General features: G+C 41.1%; 12 protein-coding genes. 8 read left to right on the forward strand and 4 right to left on the reverse strand.

The genetic code is table 11. From position 1 onward, the window contains the following. Positions 1-72: 72 nt before the first annotated feature. On the reverse strand, positions 73-2,967 hold the full coding sequence (locus tag A596_RS21430) for an HD domain-containing protein (RefSeq protein WP_039918758.1): 2,895 nt from the start codon (positions 2,965-2,967) through the stop codon (positions 73-75). Positions 2,968-3,493: 526 nt separating this feature from the next. Between A596_RS21430 and A596_RS21435 the strand changes: the two genes are divergently transcribed. The 8 genes from A596_RS21435 to A596_RS21470 all read left to right on the forward strand — a co-directional run bounded on the left by A596_RS21435 (position 3,494) and on the right by A596_RS21470 (position 8,831). Next, a complete protein-coding gene (locus A596_RS21435; RefSeq protein WP_052417784.1) occupies positions 3,494-5,083 on the forward strand; it encodes a replication endonuclease in 1,590 nt (529 codons plus the stop codon). A 15-nt stretch (positions 5,084-5,098) separates the two neighbouring features. Continuing rightward, positions 5,099-5,380 (forward strand): hypothetical protein, encoded by a 282-nt coding sequence (locus A596_RS21440; RefSeq protein WP_052417785.1) that lies wholly within the window; start codon positions 5,099-5,101, stop codon positions 5,378-5,380. Continuing rightward, complete coding sequence (locus tag A596_RS21445) at positions 5,374-5,748, forward strand: hypothetical protein (protein WP_039918759.1); 375 nt, start codon at positions 5,374-5,376, stop codon at positions 5,746-5,748. The genes A596_RS21440 and A596_RS21445 overlap by 7 nt, the downstream gene beginning before the upstream one ends. A 94-nt stretch (positions 5,749-5,842) precedes the next feature. Further along, positions 5,843-6,157, forward strand: a complete 315-nt coding sequence (locus A596_RS21450) for a hypothetical protein (protein ID WP_039918760.1) — start codon at positions 5,843-5,845, stop codon at positions 6,155-6,157. Positions 6,158-6,590: 433 nt separating this feature from the next. Next, entirely contained in the window at positions 6,591-6,794 is a 204-nt protein-coding gene (locus A596_RS21455) for a hypothetical protein (protein WP_039918761.1), read from the forward strand. 2 nt (positions 6,795-6,796) lie between these two features. After that, positions 6,797-7,081, forward strand: a complete 285-nt coding sequence (locus A596_RS21460; RefSeq protein WP_039918762.1) for a hypothetical protein — start codon at positions 6,797-6,799, stop codon at positions 7,079-7,081. Then, on the forward strand, positions 7,071-8,150 hold the full coding sequence (locus tag A596_RS21465) for a tyrosine-type recombinase/integrase (RefSeq protein ID WP_039918763.1): 1,080 nt from the start codon (positions 7,071-7,073) through the stop codon (positions 8,148-8,150). The genes A596_RS21460 and A596_RS21465 overlap by 11 nt, the downstream gene beginning before the upstream one ends. A 504-nt stretch (positions 8,151-8,654) precedes the next feature. Continuing rightward, complete coding sequence (locus A596_RS21470; RefSeq protein WP_160280206.1) at positions 8,655-8,831, forward strand: SymE family type I addiction module toxin; 177 nt, start codon at positions 8,655-8,657, stop codon at positions 8,829-8,831. 52 nt (positions 8,832-8,883) lie between these two features. Here the strand turns inward: A596_RS21470 and A596_RS21475 are convergent, their stop codons facing one another. From A596_RS21475 to A596_RS21485, 3 genes are all read right to left on the reverse strand, one after another. Then, entirely contained in the window at positions 8,884-9,378 is a 495-nt protein-coding gene (locus A596_RS21475; protein ID WP_039918766.1) for a hypothetical protein, read from the reverse strand. A 5-nt stretch (positions 9,379-9,383) separates the two neighbouring features. Continuing rightward, a complete protein-coding gene (locus tag A596_RS22455) occupies positions 9,384-13,949 on the reverse strand; it encodes an RHS repeat-associated core domain-containing protein (protein WP_052417786.1) in 4,566 nt (1,521 codons plus the stop codon). A gap of 84 nt (positions 13,950-14,033) precedes the next feature. Continuing rightward, positions 14,034-14,867 carry an RHS repeat domain-containing protein gene (locus tag A596_RS21485; RefSeq protein ID WP_235425805.1) on the reverse strand — a complete coding sequence of 278 codons (834 nt, stop codon included), beginning with the start codon at positions 14,865-14,867 and terminating at the stop codon, positions 14,034-14,036. Positions 14,868-15,039: the final 172 nt, after the last annotated feature.

Consider the following 15,039-nt stretch of genomic DNA (forward strand, 5'->3'; position numbering starts at 1 on the left):
ATTTTTCTTCCACGTGAATACGGATGGAGATCGGCATTTACGAGCACATCCCCATACAGACCAATTGAACACCTAACGCCACATTGGTTTATTGAACATTAGTTTTTTAATCCTGCTAATATAACACTCAAGCTTTTCAGAAATTTTCTCTTTTGTTACAGAATTATCTTTTCTGTTTTCATATATATAATTCAGCAATTCAGCTGACCTATCAGCAACAGCTTTACGCTCAGAAACAGCTTTACGCTCAGGGCCAGCTTTACGCTCCTCAATTAAAAAGGGGAAAATCATTAAATTAGGATAGTAACCAAATGCATAATCATAATTTATAGTATCGAAATAGCCATTTATTTTATTTTTATCGATAGCCAGCTCTATATAATCTGATTCACATAATATTAAATTTCTTTTATGACGTATTGCACCCCAAAGCTCTGCCCCCAACATCTTTTGTAGCGCATTATCACTGATAACCGTTTTAGAATCACGCATCAAGCTAAACATTAATCGGTCATCATCAGCATCTAAATTTTTCCTATGCTCATGAACCTCAACTCCTAGACGACGACCATTTTTTTCCAATAATATTTGGAGAAATTGAATCCTGAGAGAGATACCACGAAACGCATTTGATTTTATTTTTATAACGCCATCATCATTAGAAATGACCGGGGAAACATAAGTATTATGATCACTCACGTTGACCTGATAAAACAATATTTTATCAGCATTTATTACATCGCCAATCGTAACACCTTCACCCATAGCAATATCTTTATGCTTTCCGTCATAAATAGGATCAAATCCATGAAAAATTAAAAAGGCATCAATATATTTAAAATCTTCCTCATTAGATTTTGACTTGCTAGCCAAGAAATATTCATTTAAAGAAGAGATAATTTTTTGTTTGACCTCTAAACCTTTTGATTTTTTTAATTGATTTCTACTAAGCTGAAGAATATCACTAGCATCGTAACCCAGTATATTAATATCACTTCTTACAAATGGAATAGCCGCAAGGCGGGAATCAAATGGTTGCCACTTATAATAAGTGGCCGCTGAGGCAGCACTTTCAGGACCAAAATTTAAATTCAATATTTGAATTTCATTTTTTTCCGAGTAAAAAACATAAGGGGGAAGATCAACATCTTTTATATTGATAATTTCGCCATCAAACGTTAACGAACAATTAAAAATTGAAAACCTAAAAAACTTCTCTATTTCATCGACTACTCGTGCAATATCAATATCCAATCCATTACCAACCACTGGATCATGATCCCTCAAGGCGCGCAAAGAATTCTCCATGTTTGGGCTAATAGTAAATGCATTAGGTATCGTATCGTATTCAAAATCAAACGAAATAGAAGTCCCGACACTTTCAACACCTTGAACAGTGGACTTAGAAATAAGAATATCACCTCCCGACCCAGGGCTTTTTAAATTAATGAAGTATTGATTATATGAGCCCAAATATCTGGTGGTAAGATCAACTTCTTGCGTCAGCAAAAAAACACTTTGGAAACCCAATCCAAAAGACCCCGATGGTCTCATCCAGGCGGGCATTTTTGATAATGTTTTCCTCAGGCTTCCCCGTCTAGAGGAACCAATACTTTGTATAGATCGAATACCATCATAATCCATCCCTGTACCATTATCCTTTATTGTTACACGCCAAGCTGTTCTGCCACTTACTTGAATAATTTTTTTCGATATTGAAATATCAATATTTACTTTATTTTTTATAAAATCCAACGTCTCAACACTAGGCTCATCAAAATTTTTACTTCCCGAGTATTCAATCCAAATCCTTACAAGGCAAGCATCTATTGCGTTTTGCAACAGCTCTCGAATTGCCTGCTCCTTATGAGAATATATTTCCGAACCAGTAACGATATCAAATATTCGCTTTTTATCAATTTCAAATCTAGGGACATTTTTTCCGTCAATTAACTCATACCCCATCAGCTGGATATTTAACTTTCCTATAGTAGGCAACGCACCAAAACTTATAGCAGGAATAATTTCATGCCAACTATTCATTTGACATGAAAGCTCATCCTTTAAATAGGAAAACCATTTTTGAGTTTCAGAATAACCAGCATATGTTTCACATACAGCCTCAACCTCAATATTCGACGGAGAAGCATAAAAACTATTTATCGAAAAATGTTTTTCAATATGGCTAAGAGTACTATCAGGAACATTTCCAGCACAGCTCAACATAACCGGGCAAAATCTATTATTATCGAGATCTAACAAATCACCCAATCTAAGTAAGCTTGCTATTAATCTTGGATGAACATCATCGTTACCAATTCCAACCTCAACTTTTGGAAGTTTCATAACTTCTTCAAAGGGTTGCCCATGCAAATAGCAAATCCTCCCAATAAGATTAAAAATTCTTTTCGGCAACAACTCTGTCCTTGGTGAAGAAAGCGATATTTCATGAAGAGGGTTTTTAGCTATTTCATCAGATCTTTGTGGATGTTTTGCCCGATAATATTCAGACATTATAAATTTCATTTTTTCGTAGAAATCTATTGGCCAAGATGCCAAATCAAATGGTTTTTCTTGGCTTATAGCCCCAAAAATATCTCTTAACTCTTTAGCCGTAGTACTTTCATTGAAAAACTCTTGGAACTCTTTGGAGCTCCAGTCTTTTCTCATCAGATCAATGGGAATAACCATACCAATATCATGTAAATAAGCACATTCCAAAAGCATCCAAATATCAGTCGCAGAAAGCAAATCAATCCTATGATTACCGAGAACTCTTTCTATATTGATAAGTATCTGCTTAGAATGAGACTCATCATGTCTACTGTAATGACCAAAAATCGTACCTATGTTTGCCAACGCCTTTCCTATTAAACGTTCGTCAAATGCCCATTGAGCAGCTAGTATTTCTAAATTTTTATCTTCGTTAGATAGTTGATTAAGCCTTTTGAGAAGTAGTGATGACATGTTATCCCTTCGATAATGCTGTAATTTTGTCTTTAACGTACTGGGCACTTATTAACCATCCGGCACTTAACATTGAAAATGTGTTTTCAATGGACGTAAGCGCCAGACAAGATAATGAAGAATAGTCATTTTGCAGCAGGGTGCAAAATCTCTTCTCTATCCCCTAACTAAGAGTCACAAATTTGGTACACTAAACTCAATCACAGGGTTTTAGCTGTCTATATAAATCAATGAGTTAGGTGTATCCGGGAGCAAATCCCCCCGGCTCCACCAAACACAGGGGGGTGTCTAGACCTATCTAGACCGCTGGAGACCAGTATTTGTGCGGGTTCCAGCAGCTCCCCAACTCCCAACTACATGGTCTCCAGTGGTCTTGATCGGTCTCCAGTAAGGCACCAATCCGGCACAAATCCGGCACATTTCACCACCCCGCCCAGCAAAGCCCTTTCCCTATGGTCTCGGAACGACTGACTGTCACCTTTTCCGCAAAAAAATTTTTGAACAACATCCCCAGCTTTCCCTGTCGATGGCATCGTCCTATCTGGATATTGCCAAGGCTAAAGGCTACGTTGATGCAAACCGCAATCTACTGACCTTAAACCAGCGCCTGATCGTCAAAGACCTGAATCTGTCGTCCAGCCTCGAAATCATCAAAAAATTTGCCGAAGATAAAGCCCAGTACACCACCACCCTTGCTGAATCTTACAAAGGCAATTTGAACGCCGCCTATGATGCGTGCTGCGAGTACATCAAGGGCTATGAGCTAACACCACCAAGAAAGAGCAAAAACGGGGATTTTATCTCTGCAAGTATTTTGCGTATGGGTTGCCCACGCTGGTGGAAGAAAAAACTGTGCACCCTTCAACGCCGCACTATCGAGGCAGTTGCTCGCGACCTTGGAATGATTCACCGCAAGCGCTCCGCTTATTCAAGCAAGTTCACTCAAGCTCAACGATCACATCAAAAACATTTGGCTAATCAGTTTTTGGAAAACACCTTTTTGGTCAACCAAAACCAGCAAGTTTTTTCACTAAAAGAGCTTTCAGAAAAATCAGTTTCTAATCCAGAAATTAGGCGCGCTGAACTAATGACGCGCATATCAGGTTTTGAAATTGTTGCCGATGAGCTTGGTCATTGCGGTGAGTTTTACACCATTACCGCACCATCAAGAATGCATTCCCGTTTAAATAAAACAGGAAAGCAAAATTCTAAATATGACGGCACGACTCCGCGAGAAGTGAACGAATATTTAGGTGAGCTATGGGCAAGAATTAGAGCCAAGTTGCATCGGGAAAACTTGAACGTTTACGGTTTCCGTGTCGCAGAGCCTAACCATGATGGAACCCCGCACTGGCATTTAATGCTGTTTATGTCGCCATCAATAAAAACCCGTGTGCGTTCGATCATGAAGCATTATGCATTGCAGGATAGCAAGCATGAAAAAGGAGCGAGCAAACACAGATTTAAAGCTGTTGCGATAGATAAATCGAAAGGCTCTGCTGCTGGATACATTGCTAAATACATCACTAAAAATATTGATGGCTCTAATATCGATACAGACCTATACGGCAATGATGCAAAGCAATCTGCCAAAGCCATCGATGCATGGGCAAGCTGCTGGGGCATTCGTCAATTTCAGCAAATTGGTGGCCCGAGTGTAACCGTCTGGCGAGAGCTTCGAAGAACACCGGCATGCGATATTGATGTTGATGACATTGACAATAACGCAATTATATCTGAGGCGGCATGCGCAGCAGTCGCCTCAGATTGGGCAGCTTATGTCATGGTTATGGGCGGTGTTGAAATGCGTAAATCAGAGCACCCTATCAGACCGTTCTATGAGCACCCTGTGTTTGTTAATGAAGAAACAGGAGAGCTATTACCAGAAGGTCTTACCGTTTATGGCGACCCGAAAAAACCACGAATTAAAGGCTTGGATTATTTCAATCAGGCCATCATCACGCGCTTACATAATTGGAAAAAATACGAGTCCGCTGGCGGCCTTAGCATAGCGCCGCGCGCAGGTACGAGCACGACAGCGGCGAGGCCGCCAGCGCCGCCCGCAGGGCGGCCTTGGACTAGTATCAATAACTGTACGCAGCCCCAAATTCATTAATGGAGAGGGTTAAAAATGTCTAAAAAATTAGGCAGAGAATATGAAGTTGATTTTTTCGACTGGGATACATCTTTGCAATTTGAATTAACAGAAGCCTGCTCTTTAATGTGCCGTGAAGTTGTTCGCACGGAAGATGCCGAACTTCTACCTCGCCCACCTATTACAAAAACCGGAAACATTGTTGGTGTTCTTGCTGTGAATGAGGAAATTGAAGTTGTAGTGCGTTTTCCAGAGGGAATGGAGCAATTAACAAAAACCGAATTTTGTGGTGATTACAAGCTGGTGCCAGAATGGTAACTGATCGCGTAAGAGCAAAGCTTTATCGCCTTGACGATATATATTTATTTCACAAACGCGACAAGAAAAATCATGCTGCCAAAATTATTCCTGCGTGCATTATTGATTTCACTGCCTATTGGCGAGAGCTTGAAGATTGCCAATTTGATGGCTTGATGAAACACGAAACGGATGAACTATATTTTTTTATAAACGAAAAGCTTTATGAAATATGTCGCGCGCATCTCGACCTTTATTGGCTAACTTATGACTATGACGATCTACCAATGTACAGGAATGGCGATGTTCCAAAACCATTTTGGCAAAACGGCAATAGAAGGAGACAAGGAGGAGGACGGAGAAAACGCGGCCCCAAACTAAATACATGATATTTCGTAACACTACGGAATATTTTGTTAGTCGCCCTGCCAAGAGTTGTACCTCAAGGCAGAGCTAATCATACCAACCTGATCGGAGGTCTATATGACTGATTTGAATGTTAACACTAATATCAAAAAAAATTATTTACTGTCCTTAGTGGCTACACCTGTTTTTATTAATAGATTTAATTCATCACCATCCTACTTTGAAATGCCAGCAGGTCTATATTTAATCGATGCAGTTATTTTTCACTTTGATGGGCATATTGAGCTTGGCGTATCGGAATATGATCCTTCCATATCGCTGGAGCAATTTGACATTGATAAATTCCACATTGCCTATTTTAATTTGCATGACTTGGACATTAATCACGAACAAGCTATCACCACAACACTGATTAACCATCAAGCAGCTTAAATTTAGCAACATCTTTCAAGCCAACGCGCACACGCGCCCAGTTAGCCTGTGAAGGAAGCCTCAAGCGACCACCCACAGGTGTTATCTGGGTCAGGGGGCTTTAGCCTCCTTGATTGGCTTTGGCATTTGACAGCAGCTTAAACCAATGATAAAAATGCACCTTCCTAGACGTGGTTATACGGTTATTTTCTTTGTCGGCCTGAAAACTGAAGGGCAAAGCCCGGGCAAAAAGAAGATTGAAAATAGTCGTCAGTGCCTACCTAAATTAAGTGTCGATACTGGATATTTCTTTTACGTATTATCAGCTATATGCTGCTCAATACTTTTCCCCTTCTACCATTTCGACACTCATCTAATTCTTTTTAAACGCATAAATAGCAATGGCCATTTTGGCTACTGCATTCGCTTGCTTTTGATTATTAGGTGATTTTGTATGCAATGGCAAACAATCGAAAAAGTTTCAAGTGACATTGGCTTATCCAAAGAAGCTATTAGAGCATTGAAAAAACGCGGAATTTTTAGAGAAAAAATTCATTGGGTTAAAGCTCCCAACGGAAGAATTTTTATTAACCCCCATGAGGTTCAAAAGTGGATTTCCGGTGAAAAACCTAACGTTAAAAACCTTAGGAATTCATAGTTATGTATTTAGCTAACATTCAAGAATTAAAACAGATATTCTCCATTCCGGAACATGCAAACTTTATAGGGTTTGCTGTAACCAGAAAAAATTCAGAAACATTTTTAGTTTCCATTTCAAAGAAAATACTATATTCACTTTTTTCAACAGTGTTAGACGATGCATTGATTTTTAATACCCAGGCAGATGCTACTGAGTTTGTGAATCAGTATAAGCAAGATTCCTTGGTAATTCTTTTGTTTGATTTTGGCGAATACGTACACACATTTTATTTCGATGAACATTAAACATTCTGGCGTAAGATCGCGCGGCAATAGCATCCTCCTTGATTTCACTTACCAAGGCGAGCGCTGCCGCGAAACATTAAGAATTAAACCAACCAAAACCACTTTGAAAGAAGCCTCGCGGAAACGTGAGGCTATTCTCTTTGAAATTGCCATGGGAACATTTGATTATTTGAATCACTTCCCCGCTAGCGCAAAAGCAAAGAAATATTCGAAGCAATTAGGTCAGTCGATCACCATTGAACAAGCACTAAAAGACTGGCTAAAAAAGACTGAGCGTCATTGCCAATTAAGTACCATCAGGGGTTACAACAGTGCTGTTTATCACCACCTAATTCCGACATTTGGGCATCTGAAATTAACCGAGTTGGCTGTATCGCATATTGAAGATTGGTTAGACACACTGAGCATTTCCAACAAACGAATAAACAATGTTCTCAGTCCGCTAAGGCTCGTTTTTAAAGATGCTTACTTCGATCAACTGATTGATAAAAATCCACTTGATAGAGTTCGGTTTTTACCGGTTGAACAACGCGAGCCGAATCCGTTTACCCAGCACGAAATTATTCGTGTGCTCGATCAATTGCAAGGTCAAGCCCGCAACCTGTTTCAATTCGCGTTTTATACTGGCTTGCGCACATCTGAATTGATCGGCCTCCGGTGGGAAGATATCGACTTACCCAACAACCGGTTTTATGTACGTGTTGTCATAGTGGGCCGCAGAGAGAAAACAACTAAAACCGTTTCTGGCCGGCGCACAGTGGAATTAAATACTCAAGCCATTGAGGCCCTAAACAATCAGCAATCATTTACTGAAGACTCGCACAGGGTCTTTCATGACGATAAAACCGGTCAGGCATGGCAATGTGATCAGGCAATCCGGAAACGCCTTTGGATACCCGCTTTAAAGGCCGCTGGGCTCGATTACAGGAATCCCTATCAAACACGGCATACCTTTGCGTCAATGATGCTCTCTCAGGGCAAAAACCCGCTATGGGTTGCCGAGCAAATGGGCCATAAAGATTGGGGAATGATTCGTAAGGTTTATGGGCGTTGGATACCAAATAACTGACTTGTGCCCAATTTGTGCCGTTTGAGCAAACTTGATCCGGATACATACGGTTTTATGTATTAACCAGGTGTTTACATAAAATTTTATGTTTGATCCGGGTCAACCTCGATTATGGCCAGATTTTGCACAAACCAGTAATTGGACTTTATAAGGCTTTTTTGATAATTTTGGCACTATTGAGGCGCAGTGAATGGATAAGGTTTTGAATACTAACGGTTTTCCAAACATTCAAATCCCCCCGGCTCCACCACAAAACAAACCCTAACATATTGATTATGTTAGGGTTTTTTATTTTTAGATTTTAAAAACATCATAAAATGACCACATTTTGGCCACAAGTCGGCTCCGTGAGGATGAATCAGAGCGAACTAAAGCATTGGGGCGCGAGAACCGAGAGCTTAAACGTGCCAATGAAATCCTTCGCTGAGGCTATTGATCATGGCTAGACACGATTCTACGCAAGCAACACCACCCTGTCACATTCGCAAAATCAAGACCGGGAGTATGGTCTACGACTACCGGCGCAAGACGCAGTACCCGCCACAGGCAACCGTGCCCTGGTTGCAGCTCAAGGGGCATTGGTTGGAACAGGCGGGATTCACCATTAACACGCCGGTGACGGGTAATGCAAGGGTGTTTGGTGTTGACGGCGGAGTGACGAACAAGCTCAAACATTCATAAAAACAAAACCCCGGTCAGAGGACTGGCCGGGGTTTCGGTTTTCAATTTAAAACTAAACTTCTTTACTTATATTTTTACCACGAACCCCGCTTTCCAGGAATTCCAGAATTTGAGGCAATAGCGGCATAATTTCATCGATAGTTTTTTTAGAGCTGGATTCACCCCAAAAACTCATTGGAAACCACCACGGCTTTCCCCAAAGAAAATAACGCTGGGTCGAATTTTTAACCAAACAAGCATCCCGAATAAATTCATGAGGAGAATCTAGCTCTCTCCGAGAAATTCTAATTTGAAATTTGGTTGCTCCATGTTTTGCAAAACCAACATATATCGAATCAATAACGTTGCTTACTTTTCGCTCTAATCTAATCTCATCCATTGATACTGGCCACTCTGGATTATTCAAAGCTACTTCAACTTTCTGGAAACCATTTTTTTCAAAGAATGGGATAATATTTTTATCTACTTGCTCACTCAGAAATCGAGTCTCCTGAGAAATTTTTTCCTGCCACCTTTTAAATTTTTGTGAATGGTTTTTTGCTTTCATAGTGATTACCGACAAGGACTTGATGTTGTGGCTACACAGCTCGCAGCAGCGCCAGCCGCTGCACCTGCTGCCGTTCCCGCATTAGCAACATCATTGAGAGTAGTTCGGGAAACGGTGAACGCATCACCCATCTGTTTTTGTAAATCCTTTTGTGCTCCAGTTAAGCCGCTTGAATTAAATTTAGCCTCAACAACCTTCACATTACCGCTTTTGTCCTGTACGACATAATCAGGCTTGGAATTAGCACCACGACCGTTAATATTACCTAATTGTTTAATATCACCAGCCCGCGTACCTTGCGGAACAAGAACTTTTTCACCTCTAGCTGCAATTCCAGCTCTAGCAACAGCCTCACCAATTTTTCCTTTTGTTGCATTGCTTAATCCACTTACTGCTTTAACTGCAACATTTCCCCCTATACCGCCACCAGCAGCAGATGTCACTGCCGTTGTAATAACCGTTCTTACCACCTCAGCCTGACCATTGGCTTCGGCAGCCTGATGCATTTCTTCCATACCAGGCCAATATCCATACATCCCAGTCGGGTCTGTCATGTTCACCGGATCATTTCCCACATAGGCATACCAATTCATGCCATCCTTGTAGCTCACGGGGTCAGTTTGCATGAACCGCCCTAAAGCTGGACTGTAAAAGCGGGCCTTATAATAATAAAGGCCTAACTCAGGTATCCATGTCTGACCTGTATATTGAAATCTACCAATGGTATTTAGTTTCTGGACTCCATATTCATCATAAGAGTTAACCGACGTGCTCATTCCATTTTGTAGCGTAATTCCTACGATGCTGCCTTGGCGATTCGCAGTGTAGTAACGCTTATCGCTAGTACCTGAACCTTCGTACCACACAATTGGATCGTCTGTTTCAGGTCCATGCACATAACGGCGCTGAGTCATGTTACTACTGTTCGTTTCAGCAATTAAGTCAGTACCATCGTATACAAACTTTGTTGTGCTGCCAGATTTCGTTACGCTATGCAATCTATTTTCAGTATCGTAACTTAATGTAGTGGTAACACCGCTTGCCGTTGAATTAAGCATAAGATTGTTGGCATTGTAGGTATACGTGCGACCCGCCTGATCCTTTGTCAAATTTCCGCGCCCGTCATAGTTGAACACCACACCATCGACACTTTTAATCCGGTTCAATGCATCATGTACGTAGTTTATTGCAGCACTCACACTCGGTGTAAAAATATAATTACTATTAGCAACACTCAAAGTATGGTTCTTCAACTGCCCAGACAGGGTGTAGGTAAAGCTTTCACCAATATCATCGGAAATATTGGAACCACCAACATCAGTTGATTGTGCATCCAGCTGATCAAGATCATTGTATGCATAGGATGTAACAACACCATTTCCACGCGTTAAGCTTTTGCGGCGACCATTGTCGTAATAATCAAACTCAGCTAACAGTGTATCGTTAGACTCTGTAATCTTTCGCAGATATTCACCGGCAGCACCGTTGACTTTGTAGTCGTATTTAATAGAAAAATTATCAGGCCACGTCAATGTTTCGCGGCGACCGGTAGAGTCATGGGTGTAGCTTACGCTACCCAATATTGTTCCAGTACCGGAAGTGCTGGTTTCACCTTCCAGCCAACCTAAAGCATTGAATTCATAAGCTGATGTCTGAGAAGTTCCACCTGTGGAATTATTGGTTCGGCTTACCACCTGATTGAAATTGTTATACGTAAAAGTTTCATTAACAGCACCAGACTTGGTTTTGACACGCCCCAACGCGTCATATTCACTAAAGTCAATTGTCAGCCCATCGCGCAAGCGAACAGAGTCCACCAGAGAGGAACCCGATTTATAATTTGTTTGTGTATAGTCAGTTGTGCTTTTTGTGGTGCCGCTTTCAGCAGTGGGATAAATGGTTTTATAGAGCCGACCGAAACCATCGTACTCATAATTGGTAGTATTTCCATTGCCATCAGCGTCAGAACTTAACATTCCATTACTTTCATAATAAGTACTTGTTCTGTCTATTCGCTCAAAAATGGTACCCAGCGCGTTGGTGGTGGATAATAACGCACCAGTTGCATCGTATGTATATTTTGTAATGCGATCACTCCCTTCATCGCTTGCAGTTCCAAGCGTGCAGGCTGATAACGGCAAGGATGCCCACTCAGTCCTATTTAAGCGCTGAGCAACACACTCTAGTCGAAGCATGCCGTCATAGCTTTTCTGTGTCACCCTTTCCAAAGTACCTGCTGCATAAAACTTTTCCACAGTTGGCAAGCCATGAAGGGTACTGAAGTCTGTTGTGGCATATTGCTTGACCGTCATACCATTCAAATTTGCCAAAGTAGTACCGTTGGTGATCCCCATATCAACCCGACTAATCTTTCCATCACCGTTGTAAGTCGTTTTTACCGCCCTGCGCGGCAATGGTCCGGAACCATCTGGATCAATACCAATTTCACCAGTTTTTCGTTGCATCAAGTCGTAAAAATAGTACGTTTTATCACTAGTTCCCGAACGAGGTCCGTCAATGGATGAAACATTGCCATATATGTCGTACTGCGTTGTGGTAACCAAGCTTTCGGAATTGTCACCCGTTTTTACGATCGTGGTTTGCGGTAATAAGTTGTTTGAAAAGTTTGAGTAGACAATCCTTTTTTCATCTGCAGTATCGACACATTCGTCCGGCGCAGTGTTCATACATTCCGACAATTCGGTCAGTACCCAAACAGCAGGTGACGCAACCAAACTACCGGAACTATTTTTTACATAAGGAATTTTTTGTTCATATGTATAACGAGTTTGCGCTTGAACACCATTGACGGCGGGTTTAGTGATAGTCGCAACATAACCACTTTCAGGATGATAGGTAAAAGTGGTTACCACCCCTTTATCGTCTGTCACCTGATAGGGTTTATTACAATATTTAATATTTACAGTATTACAGGGTTGTACATCTCTATAATGTGTTATGGAGCTTACAATTTTTTCATCTGAAGCATCGTGGGAAATTAACTCCATTGACTGCAGGTTTGTGCCCTCATAATCCCACTCGGTTGAACTACCATTTGGCTGAACCAATCTCTCCAAGTAGCTGCCAACATTCGCATATTTATAGCTCCACGTCCGCTCAAGATTATCTGTATATGTCTCGATTCCGTATTGAGCTGAGTCAATAGTGTAATTACCATCTGGACTGGATATGGTTGCACCGGTTAACACGGCACTAGTATTTACCAGATTGAAGTTATAACTAAAATATGCCTTTTTAGAAGACGCACTATCAATTAAAACCAGCTGATTAACAGTGCCTTGACCGGGGCTTTGAGTACAGACTGTCTGAGACGGTGGTGGCCCGCTATTAACGAGAAAGCCCGATTTGACCTCATACCTCCGCTTGAGACCAGTGTAACTTTCAAAGCTATATTGATCTAATTTGTTGCAGGGAGTTAATGAACGCGAATACTTGCTTGTTAAGTTCAGCGGATTTGTTATTTCATAAGTGTCGGAATAATATATAACCCCATCATTTATTTGCACACCTTGCATAATACCATTAGAAGGATTATATACAGATGAATCTAGGAACCCCATTACACCTATAAACTTATACTCCCCGCTCTCATCCTTTTTGTAAGTGGCTTGCGAAGGAAGCGAAGAAAGAATGAACTTGATGGTGGCGTAACAACTTGCGTCACAACTTACTATGGTCGAATAATTCATATTCCCATCAGTTTTCACACTAATTGACGGCCATGTTTTCGTTAAAGAATTACATAAATTGTCACTCGAGCCATCGCAATATTCTTCTGCATTATTTACCAGCTTTATGTTTAGCGTTGAGGTGGAGTTGATGTTAGTTATTTGATTATACGTGCTTATATCAGACGTAATACCGCTATATGAAAGCTTAATCATCCACCCCAATGAACTACTAACAGATTTTAGCTTGGTAGGATTCCAATAGGACTCATAAGAACCCCACACATTGGAAATCACTTCACCGTTTGGCTTAGTGTGACTGACTTGCAGCGCAATATTCCATTCCCCGTGCGCCTTACTGTGGGGATCTACTATTTTTTCTCCATTTGTATTGTAGCGCTGATTTGAGTACCCGTTGGTGTAACTCTTATTGAACTCTATAATATCGCCAAATTTATTCGTATAGGTACAGATATTCACACCGCACGAAAGGGACCCACCAGTATTACGGGTATTATCTAGCACACCATTCGCATTTAACTTAAACACCTCTGAATTACCAAGAGAGTCAACTTTATAATAATCTCCTGCGCTCAAACCTACCACATAGTACGGTGCAGGGTGATTACTAGACGTTAGCTTCAACAACGTGATAGTTCCAACAAAATTGTTAGAAAAAACGTTGCCTGTACCCGACACATATTTAATGCCGCTATTCTCGTTTCCAAGACCAAAAGATAAAGTTTGACCTACAGGTGCCGCCTTCATCAAGTCAACACCAAAACGATCTTCAAAATTTGGCACCCCGATATCGTCATCCGCAATTGTATTTATACATATTCCAAGCAATACCACAGCAGCAAACATACTAAATACTTTCATAATTCTTCCTTCAAAATTTCTCAATTCTGGTTCTTGGCCTTCCGGCCCCTGCTCTCATCAAATACGCTAGTAAGCACTTCCAAATTAATAAGGTAATGATTCCATTTTTGTTCGATTATTAGCATCGTCATACTCGTAAGTGTTTTTAATAGTATTTGGATGAGTTACAGTTTTCACTCGACCCAAGTCATCGTACGTAAATATTATTGTCACTGATTGAATTGAAGCCGAGCTGGAGTTTGATGTGCTAGAAAAAGAGCTGCTTGAGCGTGATGAACTGGTTGCAGCCACCACTGCAAATCGCCCTTCAGCAGATTTTGACAGTCCGCCGTTAGAACCACTGGCAACGATATGCCAATAATAAGTTTTGCCAACAGTAAGAAATTGTGGGGAACTATTGCTCACAATGACTGCTGGACCATCAGGATTTCCGTTACGCGTACGCTGAACCCAACCTGAGTTCCATATAAGTTGATCCAAGCTTCCCTGCGTTAAGCTTGTGCTGCTTAGCCCACCAATCGCCCAATAATTCGTATACTGATTATTTAAGCCTGCGCGAGGCGCTTCAGACAATGATATAGTGTAAGTAGCATTGGAAACTAAACTCGATCCAGTTGCTGCAAAAACAGGAGCAATAGTTGCTGTCGTTCCAATAGCTGGGGATTGAATAATTGCAGTTGTAGGTGGCGTAGGGAAATTACCATTGCCACTCGATCCACTCGTACAACCGGCTGCATTGCATGCTTTGATAGAAAACGGAATGGTCACACCAAAATTCCCAACAGGAACCTCCTGAGTGACAGCTAAGCCTGAATAGATCAACGCACCACTGCGATACAGCTCATACCGAGTAACACTACTCACCCCATTCCAAGAAACATCGAACAGCCTACGATTTAAATTATTGGAAATGGTCAAGTAAGGCTGAGCTGGCACTGACATCACGGTAAAGCTAGCCTCAGCTGACTTGCTGCCATTTGTACCTACAATATGCCAATAGTATGTTTTTCCAGGCGTGAGCGTTACTGGAGAACCAAAAGTGGACTTCCCAGGCTTCGTTAGACACTTTCAAGCCTCTGAAAATACGCCT

This window comes from Cellvibrio mixtus subsp. mixtus J3-8 (assembly GCF_000766945.1).
Taxonomy (GTDB): domain Bacteria; phylum Pseudomonadota; class Gammaproteobacteria; order Pseudomonadales; family Cellvibrionaceae; genus Cellvibrio; species Cellvibrio mixtus_A.

Bases quoted from the DNA above. Each gene is read 5' to 3' on its own strand.
- A596_RS21440 (WP_052417785.1), top strand. From the start codon at position 5,099: ATGTCTAAAAAATTAGGCAGAGAATATGAAGTTGATTTTTTCGACTGG.
- A596_RS21475 (WP_039918766.1), bottom strand. From the start codon at position 9,378: ATGAAAGCAAAAAACCATTCACAAAAATTTAAAAGGTGGCAGGAAAAA.
- A596_RS21430 (WP_039918758.1), bottom strand. From the start codon at position 2,967: ATGTCATCACTACTTCTCAAAAGGCTTAATCAACTATCTAACGAAGAT.
- A596_RS21455 (WP_039918761.1), top strand. From the start codon at position 6,591: ATGCAATGGCAAACAATCGAAAAAGTTTCAAGTGACATTGGCTTATCC.
- A596_RS21435 (WP_052417784.1), top strand. From the start codon at position 3,494: ATGGCATCGTCCTATCTGGATATTGCCAAGGCTAAAGGCTACGTTGAT.
- A596_RS21465 (WP_039918763.1), top strand. From the start codon at position 7,071: ATGAACATTAAACATTCTGGCGTAAGATCGCGCGGCAATAGCATCCTC.
- A596_RS21470 (WP_160280206.1), top strand. From the start codon at position 8,655: ATGGTCTACGACTACCGGCGCAAGACGCAGTACCCGCCACAGGCAACC.
- A596_RS21460 (WP_039918762.1), top strand. From the start codon at position 6,797: ATGTATTTAGCTAACATTCAAGAATTAAAACAGATATTCTCCATTCCG.
- A596_RS22455 (WP_052417786.1), bottom strand. From the start codon at position 13,949: ATGAAAGTATTTAGTATGTTTGCTGCTGTGGTATTGCTTGGAATATGT.
- A596_RS21450 (WP_039918760.1), top strand. From the start codon at position 5,843: ATGACTGATTTGAATGTTAACACTAATATCAAAAAAAATTATTTACTG.
- A596_RS21445 (WP_039918759.1), top strand. From the start codon at position 5,374: ATGGTAACTGATCGCGTAAGAGCAAAGCTTTATCGCCTTGACGATATA.